The organism is Pseudomonas sp. ES1 (genome assembly GCF_050586605.1).
GTDB classification, from domain to species: Bacteria; Pseudomonadota; Gammaproteobacteria; order Pseudomonadales; family Pseudomonadaceae; genus Aquipseudomonas; species Aquipseudomonas sichuanensis.
This window is the reverse complement of the sequence record NZ_JBOBDM010000002.1, coordinates 66647-90116: the sequence shown is the minus strand read 5'-3', so window position 1 is coordinate 90116 and position 23470 is coordinate 66647. Positions and strand designations below refer to the sequence as shown.

Sequence of the window (23470 nt, the reverse complement as noted above, 5' to 3'; positions counted from 1 at the left end):
CGTTATGTAGGTGATGCGCTTTACAGTTTGTTCAGCGGGATCTTCAAGTAGCTCACGCCGTTTTCCTCGGGCTCGGGATACTGGCCGCTGCGCATGTTGATCTGTACCGATGGCAGGATCAGCACGGGCATGTCCAGGGTCTTGTCACGGGCTTCGCGCATCGCCACGAAGCTGTCCTGGCTGACGCCTTCATGAATATGAATGTTGTCGGCACGTTGCTCGGCCACCGTGGTGACGTAGCGCAGCTCACGGCCGCCCGGCAGGTAGTCGTGGCACATGAACAACTGCGTCTGGTCAGGGAAGGCCAGCAGCCGACGGATCGACTGGTACAAGGTAGTCGCGCTGGCGCCGGGGAAGTCGCAACGGGCAGTGCCGTAGTCGGGCGTGAACAGAGTGTCGCCAACGAACACGGCGGTCTCGCCGGCGTCCTGGACCATGTAGCTCATGCAGGCCGGCGTATGCCCGGGGGTGTGCAAGGCGCGGGCATGCAGGTTGCCGATGCGAAAGCCTTCCTCATCGACGAACAGCACATCGAACTGGCTGCCGTCGCGGGCGAACCCGGGCTCGGCGTTGAACAGGGTGCCGAACACTTTCTGCACCTGGGTGATCAGCGCACCGATGCCGGTATGGCCGCCAAGTTTTTCCTTGAGGTAGGCCGCCGCAGACAAGTGGTCGGCATGCACGTGAGTTTCCAGGATCCACTGAACCTTGGCGCCCAGCTCATTCACGCGGGCAATCAATTGGTCCGCGGACGCCGTGCAGGTGCGCCCGGACTTTGGGTCGTAGTCGAGCACGCTGTCGATCAACGCACACTGACGCGTCTCGCCGTCCATCACCAGGTAACTGATGGTCGAGGTGGTCTTGTCGAAGAATGCTTCAACATGAAGGTTGTTGCCGATGATCATTGCGCTCTCCAGTTATCCACCGTGCCTCCTTGAAGGCTTAGGCAGTGAACGGTGCTTTATCAAGATGCATGCCATGCCTTTCTGATAGGCGCGCTGCCCCGTAACTGCGGCATTGCGTCGGGACAGCCTGCGCGAAAGCGGCGCGCCCCGCAGGCAAAGGTGACAGTTGCTGGCAGTCGACTGTCAGCCAATGGCAGTGATTGGCAGTCCTTGCTACGCTCGGCGGGTCTTTTATCTGGTGCTGTCATGCTTGCCGCTTCCCATCCCGCGATTCTCGCGCTGGTGTCCTACCTCGAACACGATCTGCTCCCTAGCATCATCCTGGACACCGACTACAACATCCTTGCCGCCAATGCTGCTTACCGACGTCAGTTCGGCAGCGACGATCATGCGCCTGTGGGCGAGAAATGCCACCGAGTCTCGCACCACTACGCAGTGCCCTGCGACCAGGCCGGTGAGCACTGCCCGCTGCGCAAATCGCTGGACAGCAAAGTCCCCGAGCGTGTGCTGCATATCCACCACACGCCTCGCGGACCGGAACATGTGGATGTGGAGCTGAGGCCGATCCTCGACGATCAGGGTAGGGTGGTGGCCTTCGTCGAGCGCCTGACCAGCGTCACCCTGGCATCGGCGCAACCTCAGGAGCAGGGTTTAGTCGGGCGTGCAGCGGCCTTCAAAGCAGCGGTCGCCAGCTTGCAACGGGCGGCGCCGGCGCAAATCCCGGTATTGCTGCAAGGTGAGTCTGGTACGGGCAAGGAGCTGTTCGCCCGCGCGTTGCACCTGGGAAGCCCCCGAGCCAACGGGCCGTTGGTAGTGGTGGACTGTACGGGTTTGACCGAGTCTTTGTTCGAGAGCGAATTGTTCGGCTATGAGAAGGGCGCCTTCACAGGCGCTACTCAACGCAAGATCGGCCTGGCTGAAGCGGCCCATGGCGGCACCCTGTTCCTTGACGAAATCGGCGAAGTGCCGCTGGCCATGCAGGTGAAACTGCTGCGCTTGATCGAGTCCGGCAGTTTCCGCCCGGTCGGCAGCACGCGCACGGTGCATTCGGATTTTCGTCTGGTTTCGGCAACCCACAAGCCACTCAAGGAAATGGCTGCTAGTGGCACATTCCGGGAAGACCTGTATTACCGCATCAGCGGTTTCCCGATACGGTTACCGGCCTTGCGCGAGCGGGCTGAAGACTTGCCTTTGCTCTGTGAAAGCCTGTTGCAAAGGATGGCGGGCAAGCAGTCGCCCAAGGTAACCGCTGAAGCGCTTGAACGACTGACCCTGCATAGCTTCCCCGGTAATATTCGCGAGCTGCGAAATATCCTGGAGCGGGCTCGGCTGTTTGCCGATGACGGTCTGATCCGTCCCGAGCATCTTCCCGAGGGCCTTCATCCGGTGGTTGATCACCAGGCTTTGCGTGGTCGCGGGAAACATGAAATGCCGCAGCTGGCCCATGCGCTGGAAACCTTCAGAGGGTCTCGCAGCGAACTCGCAGCGCATCTGGGCATGAGCGAACGTACGCTTTATCGGCGTCTCAAAGCCTTGGGACTTTGAAGCGTTCCACGTGGAACACTGTCCAGGGATCAGAGCCGTAGGATCCTGTTCCACGGGGAACGAAAAAGGCCAACCCAAATGGGTTGGCCTTTTCGGATATCGCGCAGTCAGCTGGATCAGAAGTCCAGGTTGGACACCGACAGCGCGTTGCTCTCAATGAACTCACGACGCGGTTCGACCGCGTCACCCATCAAGGTGTTGAACAGCTGGTCAGCGGCGATCGCATCTTCAATGGTGACCTTGAGCATGCGGCGCACGGTCGGGTCCATGGTGGTTTCCCACAGCTGGTCAGGGTTCATCTCACCCAGCCCTTTGTAGCGCTGGATGGTGTGACGCTTGGTGCTTTCGTTCATCAGCCAGTCGAGCGCTTCCTTGAACTCGGTGATCGACTTGCGACGCTCGCCACGCTTGACGTAGGCACCCTCACCCAACAAGGTACTGAGGTTTTCACCGAGGGTGACGACGCTGCGGTAGTCATTGCTGCCGAAGAAATCACGGTTGAAGGTCACGTAGCTGGCCAAGCCGTGGGAGGTGGTTTCCACCACGGGCAGCCAGATATTACGTTCCTTGTCTTCGTGCAAGGCAGCCTTGTACGCCAAACCGGAACGCTGGCTGTTGTCCAGGCGCAGCTGGAAGGCTTTCAGCCACTCGTCCATCTGTGCCTTGTCAGCCAGTTGCTCGAGGGTGACTTTTGGCAGGTAGATGAAGTGCTCGGTCAGCTCTTCTGGGTACAGGCGCGACAGGCGCTTGAGTGTCTTCATCACGGCGCGGAATTCGTTCACCAGCGATTCGAGCTGTACACCCGAAACGGCAGGTGCCGACTCATCCAGGTGAAGGCTGGCATCTTCCAGGGCCGACTGGGTCATGTACTCTTCCATGGCCTCGTCGTCCTTGATGTACTGCTCCTGCTTGCCTTTCTTCACCTTGTACAGCGGCGGCTGAGCGATGTAGATGTAGCCACGCTCGACCAGCTCTGGCAGCTGACGGAAGAAGAAGGTCAGCAGCAGGGTACGGATGTGCGAGCCGTCGACGTCAGCATCGGTCATGATGATGATGTTGTGATAGCGCAACTTGTCGATGTTGTACTCTTCGCGGCCGATGCCACAGCCCAGGGCGGTGATCAAGGTACCGACCTCTTGCGACGAGATCATCTTGTCGAAGCGGGCTTTCTCGACGTTGAGGATTTTGCCCTTGAGCGGCAGGATCGCCTGGGTGCGACGGTTGCGGCCTTGCTTGGCCGAACCACCTGCGGAGTCACCCTCCACCAGGTACAGTTCGGAGAGGGCAGGGTCCTTCTCCTGGCAGTCCGCCAGTTTGCCCGGCAGGCCGGCGATGTCCAGCGCGCCTTTGCGGCGGGTCATCTCACGGGCCTTGCGCGCGGCTTCACGGGCACGGGCAGCGTCGATCATCTTGCCGACAACGGCCTTGGCTTCGTTGGGGTTCTCCAACAGGAAGTCAGCGAAGTACTTGTTCATCTCCTGCTCCACGGCGGTTTTCACCTCCGAGGAAACCAGCTTGTCCTTGGTCTGCGAGCTGAACTTGGGGTCCGGCACCTTGACCGAGATGATCGCGGTCAGGCCTTCGCGGGCGTCGTCACCGGTGGTGGCGACCTTGTTCTTCTTGGCCAGGCCTTCCTGCTCGATGTAGCTGTTGAGGCTACGGGTGAGCGAGGAGCGGAAGCCGACCAGGTGGGTACCACCATCGCGCTGCGGGATGTTGTTGGTGAAGCACAGCAGGTTTTCGTTGAAGCTGTCGTTCCACTGCAGGGCGACTTCGACACCGACACCATCTTCACGCTGGACGTTGAAGTGGAAGACCTGGGAGTTGACCGGGGTCTTGTTGGTGTTCAGGTACTCGACGAATGCGCGCAGGCCGCCTTCGTATTTGAAGAACTCTTCCTTGCCGCTGCGTTCATCCTTGAGCAGGATGCCAACGCCTGAGTTCAGGAAGGACAGTTCGCGAATACGCTTGGCGAGAATGTCCCAGCTGAAGTGGATGTTCTTGAAGGTTTCAGCCGAAGGCTTGAAGTGGATGTGGGTACCGGTGGATTCGCTTTCACCGACCACGGCCATCGGTGCCTGTGGCACACCATGAACGTAGGTCTGTTCCCAGATCTTGCCGCTGCGGCGAACGGTGAGCACCAGTTTCTCGGACAGCGCGTTCACCACGGAAACACCTACACCGTGCAGACCGCCGGAGACCTTATAGGAGTTGTCGTCGAACTTACCGCCAGCGTGCAGCACGGTCATGATGACCTCGGCTGCCGACACGCCTTCTTCTTTGTGCACGTCGACCGGGATACCACGGCCGTTGTCGCGGACACTGATGGATTCGTCGGTGTGAATGATGACGGTGATGTCATCGCAGTGCCCGGCCAGGGCCTCGTCGATGGAGTTGTCGACCACCTCGAACACCATGTGGTGCAGGCCGCTGCCGTCATCGGTGTCGCCAATGTACATGCCGGGACGCTTGCGTACGGCATCCAGCCCTTTCAGCACTTTAATGCTGGAGGAGTCGTACGTTTGATTTTCGCTCATGCCTTCACTCCCGATGGTCGTGGGTCTGGGTGATACGGCCCTGTTCCACGTGGAACAAAGCGACTGGCGTTTCCGTTTGCCAGCCTTCCCTCAGAAATTCGTGGTCTACACAGGTGATGAACACCTGGCAGTTCAATTCTTCAAGCAAGCGGCACAGTGCGCGGCGGTGCTGCTCGTCCAGTTCGGACGGCAAGTCATCCACCAGATAAATACACTGACCGCGACGAGCCTGGCTAACCAGATGGCCCTGGGCAATTCGCAGGGCGCAGACAACCAGCTTCTGCTGCCCGCGCGAAAGGATGTCGGCAGCGTTGTTTGCCCCCAATCGAAGGCGCAGATCAGCACGCTGTGGCCCGGCCTGGGTATGGCCCATCTGCTGATCACGAAGGAGAGAGGTAGCGAGGACTTCGTTGAGTTCCCGGTCCTTGTCCCAGCCTCGGTAGTAGCTCAGGGTCAACCCTTCCAGCTCGACCAGTTCGCTCAGGGTTCGCTCGAAGACGGGCTTCAAGGCCTTGATATAGTTGCGACGGTATTCATCTATCTCCGCACTGGCGAGACACAACTCTCGATCCCAGGCGGCTTGCGAAACGGCGTCAAGTGTACCATGCCGCAGCCATGAGTTCCGCTGCCGCAGGGCCTTCTGCAGGCGTTGCCAGGTGGCCATGAAGCGTGGTTCCACGTGGAACACGCCCCAGTCGAGGAACTGCCGGCGTACCTTGGGAGCACCTTCGAGCAACCTGAAACTGTCGGGGTTGATCAACTGCAGGGGCAGCATTTCGGCAAGCTGCGCAGCGCTGCGTGCGTTCTGCCCGTCAATGCGGATGGTGAAATCACCTTGGCGTTCACGAGAAACACCCAGGTTGCTTGTGCCACCTTCAGCCAGTTCTACCTGGCCAAAGACCGTGCAGGTGGGCTGTTCGTATTGAATGACCGGGTTCAGCCGCGTGCTACGGAACGAGCGCGCCAGCCCAAGCAAGTGCACGGCTTCGAGCACGCTGGTTTTACCGCTGCCATTGTCGCCGTACAGGATGTTGATGCGGGGGGAGGGTGAGAGGGTCACCGGGTGCAGGTTGCGCACCGCGGTGACCGAAAGACGTAGAAGGGACATTTCGCCTGCTACGAGTTACAGACGCATCGGCATGACAACGTAGGACGAGTCATCATTGCCGGCTTCCTGTACCAGGGCGCTGCTGTTGGAGTCCGACAGAATCAGGCGCACCTGTTCAGTGGTCATGACACCCAGCACGTCCAGCAGGTAGCTGACGTTGAAACCGATCTCCAACGAGCTGCCGTTGTAGTCGACGCTGATCTCTTCTTCCGCTTCTTCCTGCTCAGGGTTGTTGGCCTGGATCTTCAACTGGCCAGCCGCCAGTTGCAGGCGAATACCACGGTACTTCTCGTTCGACAGGATCGCGGTGCGGCTGAACGCCTCGCGCAGAGCCTGACGATCGCCGACCACCAGCTTGTCGCCGCCTTTTGGCAACACGCGCTCGTAGTCCGGGAACTTGCCGTCGACCAGCTTGGAGGTGAAGGTGAACTCACCGGTGGTCGCGCGAATGTGGTGCTGGCCAAGGACGATGCTGACCATGCCTTCCGGGTCGGTGAGCAGGCGCGCCAGCTCAAGGATACCTTTACGAGGCACGATGACCTGGTGACGCTCGGCCTGGCCGATCGGCGCCTGCATGGCGCACAGGGCCAGGCGGTGGCCATCGGTGGCTACCGCGCGCAGGGTGTCGGTCGACACTTCCAGCAGCATGCCGTTGAGGTAGTAGCGCACATCTTGCTGGGCCATGGCGAAGCTGGTGCGCTCGATGAGGCGACGCAGCTTGCTCTGTTCCAGGTTGCAGGTCAGCGAGCCCGGGCCTTCTTCCACGGTCGGGAAGTCATTGGCAGGCAGGGTGGATAGCGTGAAGCGGCTGCGGCCGGCCTTGACCAGCAACTTCTGCTCGTCGACCTTGATGTCGATCAGCGCATCGCTGGGCAGGCTCTTGCAGATGTCCATCAGCTTGCGCGCCGGGACAGTGATCTCGCCCGGCTCGGCAGGCTCTTCCAGCTGAACGCGGCCAACCAGTTCGACTTCCAGGTCGGTACCGGTCAACGACAGCTGCTGGCCTTGTACGACCAGCAGGACGTTGGACAGGACCGGCAAGGTCTGGCGGCGCTCGACGACGCCTGCGACCAGTTGCAGGGGTTTCAACAGGGCTTCGCGTTGAATGGTGAAATGCATGGTCTAGTCCCTTGCCTTCAATTAGCTACGCAGACGGTCATCAGGTCGTCAGTGTACGCAGCAGGTTCTTGTAGTCCTCGCGGATGTCCGCGTCGGATTCCTTCAATTCGTTGATCTTGCGGCAGGCGTGCAGCACGGTGGTATGGTCGCGGCCGCCAAACATGTCGCCGATTTCCGGCAAGCTGTGGTTGGTCAGCTCCTTCGACAGGGCCATGGCCACCTGGCGCGGGCGCGCTACCGAGCGCGAACGGCGCTTGGACAGCAGATCGGAGATCTTGATCTTGTAGTACTCGGCCACGGTGCGCTGGATGTTATCCACACTCACCAGTTTGTCCTGCAGCGCCAGCAGATCCTTGAGCGATTCACGAATCAGCTCGATGGTGATATCGCGGCCCATGAAGTGCGAGTGAGCGATCACCCGCTTCAAGGCGCCTTCGAGTTCACGCACGTTGGAACGGATGCGTTGGGCGATGAAGAACGCGGCATCGTGCGGCAGTTCGACCTTGGCCTGGTCGGCCTTCTTCATCAGGATCGCCACACGGGTTTCCAGCTCTGGCGGCTCGACAGCCACCGTCAGGCCCCAACCGAAGCGCGACTTCAGGCGCTCTTCCAGGCCTTCGATCTCTTTCGGGTAGCGGTCGCTGGTGAGAATCACCTGCTGACCGCCCTCGAGCAGGGCGTTGAAGGTGTGGAAAAACTCTTCCTGCGAACGCTCCTTGCGGGCGAAGAACTGGATGTCGTCGATCAGCAGCGCATCGACCGAACGGTAGAAGCGCTTGAATTCGTTGATCGCGTTCAGCTGCAAGGCCTTGACCATGTCGGCGACGAAGCGCTCGGAATGCAGGTAGACGACCTTGGCATTCGGGTTCTTCTTCAGCAGGTGGTTACCCACAGCATGCATCAAGTGCGTTTTACCCAGGCCGACACCGCCATACAGGAACAGTGGGTTGTAGCCGTGCTTGGGGTTGTCCGCGACCTGCCAGGCAGCCGCACGGGCCAACTGGTTCGACTTACCTTCCACGAAGGTTTCGAAGGTGAAGGTGCGGTTCAGGTAGCTGGTGTGCTTGAGCGCGCCTTCGACCTGCACCGTACGTTGCTCGGTGCGGCCCGTTGCAGCAGGCGCCGCGCTGGGCTCAGCCATGCTGTCGAAGCTGTTGCGCGAAGCGGACTCTTCAATACCGCTGGCAACCGGCTCGGCCACCTGCGCCATGACCGGCTCGCTCGGCAGCACGATCGGCGCAGCAGGCTGAACCTGAGCCTGCTGCGCCAAGGTTGCGGCGACGGCAGCGCTCACCGGCGCATTCGGGGCAGCCCGCGCAGCAGAACTACGACGGCTACCTATTAATAAGGAAAGCGCCGGCGCAATGCCGTTGCCGTGTTCGCCCAACAGCTCGAGCAGACGACCCAGGTACTTTTCATTGACCCAATCGAGCACGAAGCGGTTGGGCGCGTAGACGCGCAACTCGTCGCCTTCGGCTTCGACCTGTAGCGGACGGATCCAGGTGTTGAATTGCTGGGCAGGCAGTTCATCGCGCAGAAGCTCCACGCACTGCTGCCAAAGTTCCACTGACACGGATATCCCCTGAGTTGAAAGCCGGATGAGGCAAAACAAACCGCCATTGTACCGGGCGGGCGGTCAGTTATCCACATATGAGGCCCTATGCAGACCCGGTGAATAAGCCAAAATCCGACCAAAACATCATCTTGCGGTGTGAATAAGCCCTGTGGATAACACCGCATGAGGGCTATGCACAACCCTGGGGCCTGCCCTGTGGATAATTCACCTGTGGATAAATGGTCTTTTGCTGCACAGGTTGTACGCAGGCCCGGCACAGACAAGACACCTGTTACCGACAAGGTTTCAAATCTCTGTACAGCTTGCAAATAGTGGGCTGTGACGTGTTATCCACAGAAGGTTATCCACTTAAGATCTATAAGTTCTTCAGAAAAGCTTTTTATATGCCTTTCTTTTTTTTTACATTTTGAGCGTTGGTAGGAAGCCCTTCCTTTGACCTGGCCTGACCGCTGACCACTGGGCACCCTTCATAAGGAATGACTGGTTGGAAATTGACCTATGGGCTTGCTTTCTCTAGAATCGCCGATCTCTTAAAAAGGGGGCCCTTCCGGCCCGTTGTCGACCAACCCAGGTAACACGCCATGAAACGTACTTTCCAACCAAGCACCATCAAGCGCGCACGCACCCACGGTTTCCGTGCCCGTATGGCCACCAAGAACGGCCGCGCCGTTCTGTCGCGTCGTCGTGCCAAAGGCCGTAAGCGTCTGGCCATTTGATTTTTCGGCACAGGTGGTGAGTCAGGACTTCAGTCGGGAAAAGCGACTGCTTACACCCCGACACTTCAAAGCGGTCTTCGACTCCCCAACCGGCAAGGTTCCAGGGAAAAACCTGCTTATCCTTGCCCGCGAGAACGGCCTCGATCACCCACGCCTCGGCCTGGTGATCGGCAAAAAGAGCGTCAAGCTCGCCGTTCAACGCAATCGCCTGAAACGCCTGATGCGCGATTCGTTCCGCCTGAACCAGCAGCTGTTGGCGGGTTTGGATATCGTGATCGTCGCGCGCAAGGGGTTGGGCGAAGTGGAAAACCCAGAATTGCACCAACACTTTGGCAAGCTCTGGAAGCGACTGGCTCGCAGTCGGCCCTCTCCAGCGGTCAACGCCAATCCCGCAGGGGTAGACAGTCACAATGCGTAAACTGGCCCTCGTTCCGATCCAGTTCTACCGTTACGCCATCAGCCCCCTGATGGCCAGTCACTGTCGTTTCTATCCCAGCTGTTCCTGTTACGCATACGAAGCCATCGAAAACCATGGCCTGTTGCGTGGTGGGTGGCTGGCCGTTCGTCGCCTGGGGCGTTGTAATCCGTGGAACGACGGCGGTTTCGATCCCGTTCCACCAGCTCCTTCCTCCCGAACTTCTTCGATAGCCGAGTAATCATGGATATTAAACGCACGATCCTGATCGTCGCCCTGGCAATCGTGTCCTACGTCATGGTCCTGAAATGGAACCAGGACTATGGCCAGGCTGCCCTGCCGACTCAGAATACTGCTGCCAGCACTGCTGCCCCGGCCCTGCCGGATACCGTCCCGGCCGGAACCGCCGGCGCCAGCGCCGATGTGCCGAGCGCCAATGCTGAATCCAGCCCTGCGGAACTTGCTCCGGTTGCACTGAGCAAGGACCTGATCCGGATCAAGACCGACGTCCTGGACCTGGCTATCGACCCGGTCGGTGGTGACATCGTCCAGCTGACCCTGCCGAAATACCCACGCCGCCAGGACCATCCGGACATTCCGTTCCAGCTGTTCGACAACGGTGGCGAGCGTGTCTACCTGGCGCAAAGCGGCCTGACCGGCGCCAACGGCCCGGATGCCCGTGCCACCGGTCGCCCGCTGTATGCCGCGGAGCAGAAGAGCTTCCAGCTGGCCGACCGCCAGGATCAACTGGTAGTCGACCTGAAGTTCAGCGAGAACGGCGTCAACTACATCAAGCGCTTCAGCCTCAAGCGCGGTGAGTACGACCTGACCGTCAGCTACCTGATCGACAACCAGAGCGGCCAAGCGTGGAACGGCAACCTGTTTGCCCAGCTCAAGCGCGATGCCAGCGGCGACCCGTCGTCGAGCACTGCCACCGGCACCGCTACCTACCTGGGCGCCGCCCTGTGGACAGCTGCCGAGCCGTACAAGAAAGTGTCGATGAAAGACATCGACAAGGGCAGTTTGAAAGAAAATGTGACCGGCGGCTGGGTAGCCTGGCTGCAGCACTACTTCGTGACCGCCTGGATCCCGGCCAAGGGCGACAACAACGCCGTCCAGACCCGCAAGGACAGCCAGGGCAACTACATCATCGGTTACACCGGCCCGGCACTCAGCGTTCCTGCTGGCGGCAAGGTCGAAACCAGCGCCATGCTGTACGCCGGCCCGAAGATCCAGTCCAAGCTCAAAGAGTTGTCCCCAGGCCTGGAACTGACCGTCGACTACGGCTTCCTGTGGTTCATTGCCCAGCCGATCTTCTGGCTGCTGCAACATATCCACAGCCTGCTGGGTAACTGGGGCTGGTCGATCATCGTCCTGACCATGCTCATCAAGGGCCTGTTCTTCCCGCTGTCGGCTGCCAGCTATCGCTCGATGGCGCGCATGCGTGCCGTGGCGCCGAAGCTTGCCGCACTGAAGGAACGCTTCGGTGACGATCGCCAGAAGATGTCCCAGGCGATGATGGAGCTGTACAAGAAAGAGAAGATCAACCCGCTGGGCGGCTGCCTGCCGATCCTGGTGCAGATGCCGGTGTTCCTGGCCCTGTACTGGGTACTGCTGGAAAGCGTCGAGATGCGCCAGGCCCCATGGCTGCTGTGGATCACCGACCTGTCGATCAAGGATCCGTTCTTCATCCTGCCGATCATCATGGGCGCGACCATGTTCATCCAGCAGCGCCTGAACCCGACTCCGCCGGATCCGATGCAGGCCAAGGTGATGAAAATGATGCCGATCATCTTCACCTTCTTCTTCCTGTGGTTCCCGGCTGGCCTGGTGCTGTACTGGGTTGTGAACAACTGCCTGTCGATCAGCCAGCAGTGGTACATCACTCGCCGTATCGAGGCCGCGACCAAAAACGCAGCCGCTTGACAGGCCGCTACGCTAGCCTGTGAATAAAAACGCCCCCTCGTGGGGCGTTTTTGCTATCTGTCATTCGAATTCGTTGTAGAGGCTTCGAGCATGAATACTGTGCGTGAAACCATCGCCGCCATCGCCACTGCCCAGGGCCGCGGCGGTGTCGGTATCGTCCGCTTGTCCGGCCCGTTGGCCAGCCAGGCCGGGCAGACCATCACCGGCCGCAGCCTGACCCCGCGCCACGCCCACTACGGCCCGTTCCGCGATGCCGATGGCCTGGTGCTGGACGAGGGCATCGCGTTGTTCTTCCCCGGGCCGAATTCGTTCACCGGCGAGGATGTGCTGGAGCTGCAGGGCCATGGCGGCCCCGTGGTAATGGACATGCTGCTGCAGCGCTGCCTGCAACTGGGCTGCCGCCTGGCGCGGCCGGGCGAGTTCAGCGAGCGTGCTTTCCTCAATGACAAGCTCGACCTGGCCCAGGCCGAGGCCATTGCCGACCTGATCGAGGCGAGCTCTACCCAGGCCGCGCGCAACGCCTTGCGCTCGCTGCAGGGGGCGTTCTCCAAGCGTGTGCATGGGCTGACCGAGGCGCTGATTGCCTTGCGTATCTATGTCGAAGCCGCCATCGACTTTCCAGAAGAGGAAATCGACTTCCTCGCCGATGGCCATGTGTTGCGCATGCTCGATGATGTGCGCAGCGAGTTGTCCACAGTGCAGCGCGAAGCCGGGCAGGGCGCCTTGCTGCGCGATGGCATGACCGTGGTCATCGCTGGCCGGCCGAACGCCGGCAAGTCCAGCCTGCTCAACCAGCTGGCCGGCCGTGAAGCGGCGATCGTCACCGATATCGCCGGCACCACCCGGGACATCCTGCGTGAACATATCCACATCGACGGCATGCCGCTGCACGTGGTCGACACCGCAGGCCTGCGCGATACCGATGACCATGTGGAAAAGATCGGTGTAGAGAGGGCGTTGAAGGCCATCAACGAGGCCGATCGGGTGCTGTTGGTGGTCGACTCCACGGCGCCTGAAGCCAGCGATCCTTTTGCCCTGTGGCCAGAATTCCTCGATCAGCGCCCGGATCCATCCAAGGTCACGCTGATCCGCAACAAGGCCGACCTCAGTGGCGAGCAGGTTGGCCTGGAGCTGAGCGACGACGGGCATGCAACCATCACCCTGAGTGCCAATGACAGCGACATGGGCCTGGACTTGCTGCGTGATCATCTCAAGGCCTGCATGGGCTACGAACAGACTGCGGAAAGCAGCTTCAGCGCACGCCGTCGCCACCTGGAAGCGCTGCGCCACGCCAGTAGCCATCTTGAACATGGCCGTGCTCAGCTGACCCTTGCCGGCGCTGGTGAGTTGCTGGCCGAAGATCTGCGTCAGGCTCAGCAAGCCCTGGGTGAAATCACCGGGGCATTCAGCTCAGACGATCTGCTGGGGCGAATCTTCTCCAGCTTCTGCATCGGCAAGTAATCCCTTCCCGGCTCCCCCGGCAAGCGCTGCCTGGCGCTTGTTGCGGGGGAGCCTGCGGTAACCCCCCTCCTGATCCCTCCCTATACGACCGTTCGTCGCCTGAATTTTTCATCAACAGGCCGGCGATCGCTCGCCTGTGCTCTGTGGAAAACTCGCCTTCAGCTCCGTTGATAACCGCGCTTTTTTGTTGAGGAAAACGCGGCCTGTGGGTAACCACTACTTTCATCCACAGGTTAAACAACCTTGTCCAGACCCCACAGGGCTACTTAGACCCAGGGTTATGAATCGCTGTACATCACGTAGTTAAAGGCCTACATGTAGTTATCAACAGACAGGTAGGCCCCTAAACATAAACATAAAAACAAAGCTTTTATAAATTTTTCTTCTTTGATTTCTATTGCCTGCCACTCATCCACAGCCTGGTCAAAATTTGCTCAGACGGTTTCTTTGAAGGGGGGTAAGTCCCTATACTTGTCCGCTTACCTTCTCTATTCGTAAAAACAGGCACGAGGTGCGTGGTGGATTTCCCTTCCCGTTTTGAAGTGATCGTCATCGGCGGCGGCCATGCCGGTACCGAGGCTGCGCTTGCGTCTGCACGCATGGGTGTGAAAACCCTGCTGTTGACCCATAACGTGGAAACCCTCGGTCACATGAGCTGCAACCCGGCCATCGGTGGCATCGGTAAAAGCCATCTGGTCAAAGAGATCGACGCGCTCGGCGGCGCCATGGCGCTGGCCACCGACAAGAGCGGTATCCAGTTCCGCATCCTGAACAACCGCAAGGGCCCGGCCGTACGTGCCACCCGCGCACAGGCCGACCGCGCCATCTACAAGGCAGTGGTGCGCGAAATCCTGGAAAACCAGCCGAACCTGTGGATATTCCAGCAGTCCTGCGACGACCTGATCGTCGAGCAGGACCAGGTGAAGGGCGTGGTCACGCAGATGGGCCTGCGTTTCTTCGCCGAGAGCGTGGTACTGACCACCGGCACTTTCCTCGGTGGACTTATCCACATAGGCCTGCAGAATCATTCCGGCGGTCGCGCCGGCGACCCGCCTTCGATTGCCCTGGCCCATCGCATGCGCGAACTGCCGCTGCGCGTCGGCCGGCTGAAAACCGGCACACCGCCGCGCATCGATGGCCGCTCCGTGGATTTCTCGGTAATGACCGAGCAGCCCGGCGACACGCCGATCCCGGTGATGTCGTTCATGGGCAATGCCCAGATGCACCCGCGCCAGGTGAGCTGCTGGATTACCCACACCAATGCGCGCACCCACGAAATCATTGCCTCGAACCTCGACCGCTCGCCGATGTACTCGGGTGTGATCGAAGGCATCGGCCCGCGCTATTGCCCGTCGATCGAGGACAAGATCCACCGCTTCGCCGACAAGGAAAGCCACCAGGTGTTCATCGAGCCGGAAGGCCTGACCACCCATGAGCTGTACCCCAACGGCATCTCGACTTCGCTGCCGTTCGACGTGCAGCTGGAGCTGGTGCGCTCGATCCGCGGCATGGAAAACGCCCACATCGTTCGCCCTGGCTACGCCATCGAGTACGACTACTTCGACCCGCGCGACCTCAAGTACAGCCTCGAGACCAAGGTCATCGGCGGCCTGTTCTTCGCGGGCCAGATCAACGGCACCACCGGTTACGAAGAGGCCGGCGCCCAGGGCCTGCTGGCCGGGACCAACGCCGCGTTGCGCGCGCAGGGCCGCGAAAGCTGGTGCCCGCGCCGTGACGAGGCCTACATCGGTGTGCTGGTCGACGACCTGATCACCCTGGGTACCCAAGAGCCCTACCGCATGTTCACCTCGCGCGCCGAATACCGGCTGATCCTGCGCGAAGACAACGCCGACCTGCGCCTGACCGAGAAAGGCCGCGAGCTGGGTTTGATCGACGACGAGCGCTGGGCCGCCTTCAGCGCCAAGCGCGAAGGCATCGAGCGCGAAGAGCAGCGCCTGAAAAGCACCTGGGTACGCCCGGGCACGCCACAAGGCCAGGCCATTGTGGATAAGTTCGCGACCCCACTGAACCATGAGTACAGCCTGCTCAACCTGCTGGCTCGCCCAGAAATCGACTACGCAGGCCTGATCGAAGCCACCGGCGGCGAAGTGATCGATCCACAGGTTGCCGAGCAGGTCGAGATCAAGACCAAGTACGCCGGCTACATCGACCGTCAGCAGGACGAGATCGCCCGGCTGCGTGCCAGTGAAGACACTCGCCTGCCTGTGGATATCGACTACACCTCGATTTCCGGCTTGTCCAAGGAGATCCAGGGCAAGCTGGGCGAAACCCGTCCAGAAACGCTTGGCCAGGCTTCACGTATCCCGGGTGTCACGCCTGCGGCGATTTCCCTGTTGCTGATTCACTTGAAAAAACGCGGCGCAGGCCGCGAATTGGAGCAAAGCGCTTGAGTTCCCTGGTCACCCCGCAACACGCCGAAGAGTTGTCCACAGGTGCGCGCCAGCTCGGCGTCGAGCTGAGCGCGCAGCAGCACGAACTGCTGCTGGGCTACCTGGCCCTGTTGATCAAATGGAACAAGGCCTACAACCTCACCGCTGTGCGTAACCCGGACGAGATGGTGTCGCGCCACCTGCTCGACAGCCTCAGCGTCATGCCGTTTATCCACAATGACACCCAGCGTTGGCTGGATGTCGGCAGCGGTGGCGGCATGCCCGGCATCCCGTTGGCTATCCTGCATCCGCACAAGCAAGTGACGGTGCTCGACAGCAACGGCAAGAAGACCCGCTTCCTGACCCAGGTGAAAATGGAGCTGAAGCTGGACAACCTCACGGTTATCCACAGCCGGGTAGAAGAGGTTCAGCCCGAGCAGCCGTTCTGCGGGATCGTCTCGCGCGCTTTCAGCAGCATGGAAAATTTCACCAACTGGACCCGCCACCTGGGTGACGCCCGCACGCAATGGCTTGCAATGAAAGGGCTGCATCCTGCCGATGAACTGGTAGCATTGCCCGCAGACTTCACAGTGGAAAGCGAGCAGGCCCTGACCGTTCCAGGTTGCCAGGGCCAGCGCCATCTGCTGATACTGCGCCGCAAGGCATGACTGGGAACACACGCAACAATGGCTAAGGTATTCGCAATCGCGAACCAGAAAGGTGGTGTGGGCAAGACCACCACCTGTATCAATCTCGCCGCATCGCTGGCCGCGACCAAGCGCCGCGTGCTGCTGATCGACCTCGATCCGCAGGGCAACGCCACCATGGGCAGCGGTGTGGATAAACACGAGCTCGAACATTCGGTGTACGACCTGCTGATCGGGGAGTGCGACCTGACCCAGGCCATGCACTACTCCGAGCACGGTGGTTACCAGCTGCTGCCGGCCAACCGCGACCTGACCGCCGCCGAGGTGGTACTGCTCGAGATGCAGATGAAGGAAAGCCGCCTGCGCAACGCCCTGGCGCCGATCCGCGAGAGCTACGACTACATCCTCATCGACTGCCCGCCGTCGCTGTCGATGCTGACCCTCAACGCCCTGGTCGCCTCCGATGGCGTGATCATCCCCATGCAGTGCGAGTACTACGCACTGGAAGGTCTCAGCGACCTTGTGGATAACATCAAGCGCATCGCCGCACGGTTGAACCCGGCGCTGAAGATCGAAGGCCTGTTGCGGACCATGTACGACCCGCGCCTGAGCCTGAACAACGATGTTTCGGCGCAGCTCAAGGAGCACTTCGGCGACCAGCTGTACGACACGGTGATCCCTCGCAACATCCGCCTGGCCGAGGCGCCGAGCTTCGGCATGCCGGCGCTGGCCTACGACAAGCAATCCCGTGGCGCGCTCGCCTATCTTGCGCTTGCAGGGGAACTGGTTCGCCGTCAGCGCCGTCCATCACGCACTGCACAAACAACTTAAGGAATCCGCATGGCCATCAAGAAACGAGGTCTCGGACGTGGGTTGGATGCACTGCTCAGTGGTCCTTCCGTCAGCGCGCTCGAAGAGCAGGCTGTCAAGATCGACCAGAAAGAACTGCAACATCTGCCGGTCGAGCTGATCCAGCGCGGCAAGTATCAGCCTCGCCGTGACATGGATCCCGAGGCGCTGGAAGAACTGGCGCACTCGATCCGCAACCACGGCGTCATGCAACCGATCGTGGTCCGCCCGATCGGCGACAACCGTTACGAGATCATCGCCGGTGAGCGCCGCTGGCGCGCCACCCAGCAGGCTGGCCTGGACAGCATCCCGGCCATGGTCCGCGAGGTGCCCGACGAAGCCGCCATCGCCATGGCGCTGATCGAGAACATCCAGCGTGAAGACCTCAACCCGCTGGAGGAGGCGATTGCCCTGCAGCGCCTGCAGCACGAGTTCGAACTCACCCAGCAGCAGGTGGCCGATGCCGTCGGCAAGTCGCGGGTGACCGTGGCCAACTTGCTGCGCCTGATCGCGCTGCCCGAAGCGATCAAGACCATGCTCGCCCACGGCGACCTGGAAATGGGCCATGCCCGTGCCTTGCTCGGCCTGGACGAAGCTCGACAGGAAGAAGGGGCGCGTCATGTTGTCGCACGTGGCCTTACCGTGCGCCAAACCGAGGCACTGGTGCGCCAGTGGCTCAACGGCAAACCTGATCCGGTCGAACCGAGCAAACCTGATCCGGATATCGCCCGCCTCGAACAGCGTCTGGCAGAGCGCCTGGGCTCGGCGGTGCAAATCCGCCATGGCAACAAGGGCAAGGGCCAGTTGGTCATCCGTTACAACTCGCTTGACGAGTTGCAAGGTGTGCTTGCTCACATCCGCTGAAACAATTCCCGTTGTAGCGCGCAGTCGGAAATCACTACCCAATAGTTGAATAGGGGTTAATCCGCCCCTATACTCTGCGCGCATTTTGTCGGCACAAATTATGCCAAGTCATTGCTGACCAGGTAGTCGACTTCCGAGGAGCAGTTGTGATGGAAATCCGCACGCCAAACCGCCTGCCTTTCCATCGCTGGGCGGTTTTTCCGGTACTGCTGGCTCAATTTGTTGTACTGCTGCTGGCAACATTGGTGTTGTGGCAGTGGAAAGGGGGAGTCAGTGGATATTCAGGCCTCTGCGGGGGACTGATTGCCTGGCTGCCCAATATGTATTTCGCCTGGAAGGCTTTTCGCTTCAGCGGAGCCCGAGCGGCGCAGGCCATCGTCAAGTCGTTTTACGCTGGCGAGGCAGGCAAGATGATTTTGACGGCAGTGCTGTTCGCACTGACCTTCGCAGGAGTGAAGCCATTGGCGCCGTTGGCAGTATTCGGCGTCTTCGTGCTGACCCTTATGGTCAGCTGGTTCGCGCCCCTGCTGATGAATAAAAGACTTTCGAGACCTTAGGGCGTTTGAGGCAACCATGGCAGCAGAAACCGCTTCGGGCTATATCCAGCACCACTTGCAGAACCTGACCTACGGTCAACTACCAGACGGCAGCTGGGGCTTCGCCCATTCGGCTGCAGAAGCCAAGGCAATGGGCTTCTGGGCGTTCCACGTGGACACCCTTGGCTGGTCCGTTGCGCTGGGTCTGATCTTCCTGTTCATCTTCCGCATGGCGGCGAAGAAGGCGACCTCCGGCCAGCCTGGCGGACTGCAGAACTTCGTCGAAGTGATGGTCGATTTCGTTCACGGCAGCGTGAAGGACTCCTTCCACGGCCGCAGCCCGGTGATCGCACCGCTGGCGCTGACCATTTTCGTCTGGGTATTCCTGATGAACGCCGTCGACCTGGTACCGGTCGACTGGATTCCTCAGCTGGCGATCCTGATCTCCGGTGATCCGCACATTCCGTTCCGCGCGGTGTCGACCACCGACCCGAACGCCACGCTGGCCATGGCCTTCAGCGTGTTCGCCCTGATTATCTTCTACAGCATCAAGGTCAAGGGCCTCGGCGGCTTCATCGGCGAGCTGACCCTGCACCCGTTCGGCAGCAAGAACATCTTCGTTCAGATCCTGTTGATCCCGGTGAACTTCCTGCTCGAATTCGTCACCCTGATCGCCAAGCCGATCTCGCTTGCACTGCGTCTGTTCGGCAACATGTACGCCGGCGAACTGGTGTTCATCCTGATCGCGGTGATGTTCGGTTCCGGCCTGCTGTGGCTGTCCGGCCTGGGTGTGGTGCTGCAATGGGCGTGGGCGGTGTTCCACATCCTGATCATCACCCTGCAAGCCTTCATCTTCATGATGCTGACCATCGTCTACCTGTCGATGGCGCACGAAGATAACCATTAAGACCGCCTGGCGTGTCTGATAGCCTTCCCCGCCCGTTTGGGGGGAGGGCTTAAAAAGTCCGCAAGGGCATGCTGTACCAAACGATTTGTTTTACCGCTTCAAACTAAAAACCTAACCAATACGACGTAAAAGTCGGGAGGAAAGATGGAAACTGTAGTTGGTCTGACCGCTATCGCTGTTGCTCTGCTGATCGGCCTGGGTGCTCTGGGTACCGCCATTGGTTTCGGCCTGCTGGGCGGCAAATTCCTGGAAGGCGCTGCTCGCCAGCCAGAAATGGTTCCAATGCTGCAGGTCAAAATGTTCATCGTTGCCGGTCTGCTCGACGCCGTAACCATGATCGGTGTTGGTATCGCTCTGTTCTTCACCTTCGCAAACCCCTTCGTTGGTCAGATCGCCGGCTAATCACTCGTTTTTTACGAGTTGATTGCTGTGATGAACAAAGACCGAGCGAGGTGTTGGCGTGAACATTAATGCAACCCTGATTGGCCAATCCGTTGCTTTCCTGATTTTTGTACTCTTCTGCATGAAGTATGTATGGCCTCCGGTCATCACTGCTCTGCAAGAGCGTCAAAAGAAGATTGCCGACGGCTTGGACGCTGCCAACCGCGCAGCTCGCGACCTGGAGCTGGCCCAAGAGAAAGCGGGTCAGCAACTGCGTGAAGCGAAGGCACAGGCAGCTGAAATCATTGAGCAAAGCAAGAAGCGCGCTGCTCAGCTTGTAGACGAGGCCCGTGAACAGGCTCGCGTCGAAGCTGACCGTGTGAAGGCCCAGGCTCTAGCCGAGATCGAACAGGAAATTAACAGCGTCAAAGACGCCCTGCGTGCCCAAGTGGGTGCCCTGGCTGTTGGCGGTGCTGAAAAGATCCTTGGCGCCACAATCGATCAAAACGCGCATGCGGAGCTGGTTAACAAACTGGCCGCTGAAATTTAAGCGAGGGCGATCATGGCAGAACTGACCACGTTGGCCCGACCTTACGCTAAGGCTGCCTTCGAGCACGCCCAGGCCCATCAGCAACTGGCCAATTGGTCAGCCATGCTCGGCCTGGCTGCTGCGGTGTCGCAAGACGACACCATGCAGCGCCTGCTCAAGGCCCCGCAACTGACTAGCGCAAACAAGGCCGCCGCATTCATCGAAGTGTGCGGTGACAAGTTCGACACTCAGGCACAGAATTTCATTCATGTTGCCGCGGAAAACGACCGTCTCCTGCTTCTGCCGGAGATTGCCGCTCTGTTCGACCTGTACAAGGCCGAGCAAGAGAAATCCGTGGACGTGGAAGTCACCAGTGCTTTTGCGTTGAACCAAGAACAGCAAGACAAACTCGCCAAGGTTCTCAGTGCACGGCTCAGCCGGGAAGTGCGCCTGCACGCGACGGAGGATGCCAGCCTGATCGGTGGCGTCGTTATCCGCGCCGGCGACCTGGTAATCGATGGCTCGGTTCGCGGCAAAATCGCGAAACTGGCCGAAGCATTGAAATCTTGAGTTTGAAGGGGCAGCAGAGCAATGCAGCAACTCAATCCTTCCGAAATTAGTGAAATCATCAAGGGTCGCATCGAGAAACTCGATGTCGGCTCCCAAGCCCGTAACGAAGGTACCGTTGTTTCGGTTTCCGACGGTATCGTGCGGATCCACGGTCTGGCCGACGTCATGTACGGCGAAATGATCGAGTTCCCGGGCAGCGTCTTCGGTATGGCCCTGAACCTGGAGCAAGACTCCGTCGGTGCAGTGATCCTGGGTGCCTATGACACCCTCGCCGAAGGCATGAGCGCCAAGTGCACCGGCCGCATCCTGGAAGTTCCGGTTGGTAAGGAACTGCTGGGTCGCGTCGTTGACGCACTGGGCAACCCGATCGACGGTAAAGGTCCTCTGGGCAACACCCAGACCGACGCAGTCGAGAAAGTGGCACCAGGCGTGATCTGGCGTAAGTCGGTAGACCAGCCTGTACAGACTGGCTACAAGTCCGTCGACGCCATGATCCCTGTCGGCCGTGGCCAGCGCGAGCTGATCATCGGTGACCGCCAGATCGGCAAGACCGCCATGGCCATCGACGCCATCATCAACCAGAAAGACTCCGGTATTTTCTGCGTTTATGTTGCAGTCGGCCAAAAGCGTTCCACCGTTGCCAACATCGTTCGCAAGCTGGAAGAAGCCGGCGCCCTGGCCAACACCATCGTGGTCGTTGCCAGTGCTTCGGAATCCGCCGCACTGCAGTTCCTGGCGCCATACGCCGGCTGCACCATGGGCGAGTTCTTCCGTGACCGCGGTGAAGATGCCCTGATCGTTTACGATGACCTGTCCAAGCAGGCCGTTGCCTACCGTCAGATCTCCCTGCTGCTGCGCCGTCCACCAGGACGTGAAGCGTACCCAGGCGACGTGTTCTATCTCCACTCCCGTCTGCTGGAGCGTGCATCGCGCGTTTCGGAAGAGTACGTAGAGAAGTTCACCAACGGCGCAGTTACCGGCAAAACCGGTTCCCTGACCGCTCTGCCGATCATCGAAACCCAGGCTGGCGACGTTTCCGCGTTCGTTCCGACCAACGTGATCTCGATCACCGACGGTCAGATCTTCCTGGAATCGGCCATGTTCAACTCGGGCATCCGCCCTGCAGTGAACGCCGGTGTTTCGGTATCCCGCGTAGGTGGTGCCGCTCAGACCAAGATCATCAAGAAACTGTCCGGTGGTATCCGTACCGCTCTGGCTCAGTACCGTGAACTGGCTGCATTCGCCCAGTTCGCTTCCGATCTGGACGAAGCGACCCGCAAGCAGCTGGAGCATGGTCAGCGCGTAACCGAGCTGATGAAGCAGAAGCAGTACGCGCCAATGTCGATCGCCGACATGGCCCTGTCGCTGTACGCCGCTGAGCGTGGTTTCCTGACTGACGTAGAAGTCTCCAAGGTCGGCAGCTTCGAGCAAGCGCTGATCGCCTTCTTCAACCGTGATCACGCCGAACTGATGGCCAAGATCAACGTGAAGGGTGACTTCAACGACGAAATCGACGCTGGCATGAAAGCCGGTATCGAGAAGTTCAAGGCCACCCAGACCTGGTAAGCCGCAGCGGGGGCTCCGGCCCCCGCTTGCTAACCTGATAGGTGATACATGGCAGGCGCAAAAGAGATTCGCAGTAAGATTGCGAGCATCAAAAGCACGCAAAAAATTACCAGCGCCATGGAGAAAGTGGCGGTAAGCAAGATGCGCAAGGCACAAATGCGCATGGCTGCTAGCCGTCCTTACGCGGAGCGTATCCGCCAGGTGATCGGTCATCTGGCCAACGCCAACCCGGAATACCGCCACCCGTTCATGATCGAGCGCCCTGTAAAGCGCGCCGGTTATATCGTGGTGAGCAGTGACCGTGGTCTGTGCGGTGGCTTGAACACCAACCTGTTCAAGGCCCTGGTCAAGGACATGAGCGCAAACCGCGAACAGGGCGTGGAAATCGACCTGTGCGTGATCGGCAGCAAGGGTGCGACTTTCTTCCGCATCTTTGGCGGCAACGTCGTAGCAGCGATCAGCCACCTGGGCGAAGAGCCATCGATCAACGATCTGATCGGCTCCGTCAAAGTGATGCTGGACGCCTACCTGGACGGCCGTATCGATCGCCTTTCGGTGGTTTCGAACAAGTTCATCAACACCATGACCCAAAAACCGACGGTCGAGCAATTGGTACCGTTGGTGGCAACCCCGGATCAGGATCTCAAGCATCACTGGGATTACCTGTACGAACCCGACGCAAAAGAGCTGCTGGACGGCTTGATGGTGCGTTACGTGGAGTCGCAGGTATACCAGGCGGTGGTCGAGAACAACGCTGCTGAACAAGCGGCCCGGATGATCGCCATGAAGAACGCCACAGACAACGCCGGTGATTTGATCAAAGAGCTGCAGTTGATCTACAACAAGGCGCGTCAGGCTGCGATCACCCAGGAGATCTCGGAAATCGTCGGCGGCGCTGCCGCGGTTTAACGGTTCAAAAATTC

22 protein-coding genes are annotated in these 23470 nt (G+C 59.8%); 17 read left to right on the top strand and 5 right to left on the bottom strand.

Features of this window, described 5'->3' with window-relative positions; genetic code table 11:
• Positions 1-20: 20 nt before the first annotated feature.
• Positions 21-905 carry an MBL fold metallo-hydrolase gene (locus ACQ4N9_RS01605; RefSeq protein WP_110994065.1) on the bottom strand — a complete coding sequence of 295 codons (885 nt, stop codon included), beginning with the start codon at positions 903-905 and terminating at the stop codon, positions 21-23.
• A 246-nt stretch (positions 906-1151) separates the two neighbouring features.
• Between ACQ4N9_RS01605 and ACQ4N9_RS01600 the strand changes: the two genes are divergently transcribed.
• Complete coding sequence (locus tag ACQ4N9_RS01600) at positions 1152-2450, top strand: sigma-54 interaction domain-containing protein (RefSeq protein ID WP_390970123.1); 1299 nt, start codon at positions 1152-1154, stop codon at positions 2448-2450.
• 116 nt (positions 2451-2566) lie between these two features.
• On the opposite strand, the gene gyrB is transcribed toward ACQ4N9_RS01600, so the two are convergent.
• From gyrB to dnaA, 4 genes are read right to left on the bottom strand one after another with little or no spacing between them, the layout of a single operon-like run.
• A complete protein-coding gene (gene gyrB, locus ACQ4N9_RS01595; RefSeq protein ID WP_390970124.1) occupies positions 2567-4987 on the bottom strand; it encodes a DNA topoisomerase (ATP-hydrolyzing) subunit B in 2421 nt (806 codons plus the stop codon).
• A 4-nt stretch (positions 4988-4991) separates the two neighbouring features.
• The gene (gene recF / locus ACQ4N9_RS01590; protein ID WP_110994061.1) at positions 4992-6095 is read right to left on the bottom strand and encodes a DNA replication/repair protein RecF; all 1104 of its coding nucleotides are present in this window, start codon (positions 6093-6095) and stop codon (positions 4992-4994) included.
• Positions 6096-6110: 15 nt separating this feature from the next.
• A complete protein-coding gene (dnaN, locus tag ACQ4N9_RS01585; RefSeq protein ID WP_153786809.1) occupies positions 6111-7214 on the bottom strand; it encodes a DNA polymerase III subunit beta in 1104 nt (367 codons plus the stop codon).
• 40 nt (positions 7215-7254) lie between these two features.
• Positions 7255-8787, bottom strand: a complete 1533-nt coding sequence (gene dnaA, locus ACQ4N9_RS01580; RefSeq protein ID WP_347150385.1) for a chromosomal replication initiator protein DnaA — start codon at positions 8785-8787, stop codon at positions 7255-7257.
• A 584-nt stretch (positions 8788-9371) separates the two neighbouring features.
• Between dnaA and rpmH the strand changes: the two genes are divergently transcribed.
• The 16 genes from rpmH to atpG all read left to right on the top strand — a co-directional run bounded on the left by rpmH (position 9372) and on the right by atpG (position 23456).
• The gene (gene rpmH, locus ACQ4N9_RS01575) at positions 9372-9506 is read left to right on the top strand and encodes a 50S ribosomal protein L34 (protein WP_003253163.1); all 135 of its coding nucleotides are present in this window, start codon (positions 9372-9374) and stop codon (positions 9504-9506) included.
• Between the two features lie 13 nt (positions 9507-9519).
• Positions 9520-9924, top strand: a complete 405-nt coding sequence (gene rnpA / locus ACQ4N9_RS01570; protein ID WP_110994058.1) for a ribonuclease P protein component — start codon at positions 9520-9522, stop codon at positions 9922-9924.
• The gene (gene yidD, locus ACQ4N9_RS01565; protein WP_101322785.1) at positions 9917-10162 is read left to right on the top strand and encodes a membrane protein insertion efficiency factor YidD; all 246 of its coding nucleotides are present in this window, start codon (positions 9917-9919) and stop codon (positions 10160-10162) included. The genes rnpA and yidD overlap by 8 nt, the downstream gene beginning before the upstream one ends.
• Positions 10163-10164: 2 nt before the next feature.
• Positions 10165-11847 carry a membrane protein insertase YidC gene (gene yidC / locus ACQ4N9_RS01560; protein WP_390970125.1) on the top strand — a complete coding sequence of 561 codons (1683 nt, stop codon included), beginning with the start codon at positions 10165-10167 and terminating at the stop codon, positions 11845-11847.
• Between the two features lie 90 nt (positions 11848-11937).
• On the top strand, positions 11938-13308 hold the full coding sequence (gene mnmE, locus ACQ4N9_RS01555) for a tRNA uridine-5-carboxymethylaminomethyl(34) synthesis GTPase MnmE (RefSeq protein WP_390970126.1): 1371 nt from the start codon (positions 11938-11940) through the stop codon (positions 13306-13308).
• Positions 13309-13826: 518 nt separating this feature from the next.
• Entirely contained in the window at positions 13827-15719 is a 1893-nt protein-coding gene (mnmG, locus tag ACQ4N9_RS01550; protein ID WP_347150383.1) for a tRNA uridine-5-carboxymethylaminomethyl(34) synthesis enzyme MnmG, read from the top strand.
• The gene (gene rsmG, locus ACQ4N9_RS01545) at positions 15716-16366 is read left to right on the top strand and encodes a 16S rRNA (guanine(527)-N(7))-methyltransferase RsmG (RefSeq protein ID WP_110994054.1); all 651 of its coding nucleotides are present in this window, start codon (positions 15716-15718) and stop codon (positions 16364-16366) included. The genes mnmG and rsmG overlap by 4 nt, the downstream gene beginning before the upstream one ends.
• 18 nt (positions 16367-16384) lie before the next feature.
• Positions 16385-17176 (top strand): ParA family protein, encoded by a 792-nt coding sequence (locus tag ACQ4N9_RS01540; protein WP_110994053.1) that lies wholly within the window; start codon positions 16385-16387, stop codon positions 17174-17176.
• 9 nt (positions 17177-17185) lie between these two features.
• Entirely contained in the window at positions 17186-18058 is an 873-nt protein-coding gene (locus ACQ4N9_RS01535; RefSeq protein WP_390970127.1) for a ParB/RepB/Spo0J family partition protein, read from the top strand.
• Positions 18059-18207: 149 nt separating this feature from the next.
• Positions 18208-18615 carry a F0F1 ATP synthase subunit I gene (locus tag ACQ4N9_RS01530; protein ID WP_110994051.1) on the top strand — a complete coding sequence of 136 codons (408 nt, stop codon included), beginning with the start codon at positions 18208-18210 and terminating at the stop codon, positions 18613-18615.
• A 16-nt stretch (positions 18616-18631) separates the two neighbouring features.
• Positions 18632-19501 (top strand): F0F1 ATP synthase subunit A, encoded by an 870-nt coding sequence (gene atpB, locus ACQ4N9_RS01525; protein ID WP_232885467.1) that lies wholly within the window; start codon positions 18632-18634, stop codon positions 19499-19501.
• A gap of 144 nt (positions 19502-19645) precedes the next feature.
• Entirely contained in the window at positions 19646-19903 is a 258-nt protein-coding gene (atpE, locus tag ACQ4N9_RS01520) for a F0F1 ATP synthase subunit C (RefSeq protein ID WP_003097235.1), read from the top strand.
• A gap of 58 nt (positions 19904-19961) precedes the next feature.
• A complete protein-coding gene (locus tag ACQ4N9_RS01515) occupies positions 19962-20432 on the top strand; it encodes a F0F1 ATP synthase subunit B (RefSeq protein WP_390970128.1) in 471 nt (156 codons plus the stop codon).
• Positions 20433-20444: 12 nt separating this feature from the next.
• Positions 20445-20981 (top strand): F0F1 ATP synthase subunit delta, encoded by a 537-nt coding sequence (locus ACQ4N9_RS01510; protein WP_110994048.1) that lies wholly within the window; start codon positions 20445-20447, stop codon positions 20979-20981.
• A 21-nt stretch (positions 20982-21002) separates the two neighbouring features.
• Entirely contained in the window at positions 21003-22547 is a 1545-nt protein-coding gene (atpA, locus tag ACQ4N9_RS01505; protein WP_110994047.1) for a F0F1 ATP synthase subunit alpha, read from the top strand.
• 48 nt (positions 22548-22595) lie between these two features.
• A complete protein-coding gene (atpG, locus tag ACQ4N9_RS01500) occupies positions 22596-23456 on the top strand; it encodes a F0F1 ATP synthase subunit gamma (RefSeq protein WP_003253195.1) in 861 nt (286 codons plus the stop codon).
• The last annotated feature ends 14 nt before the right edge of the window (positions 23457-23470 follow it).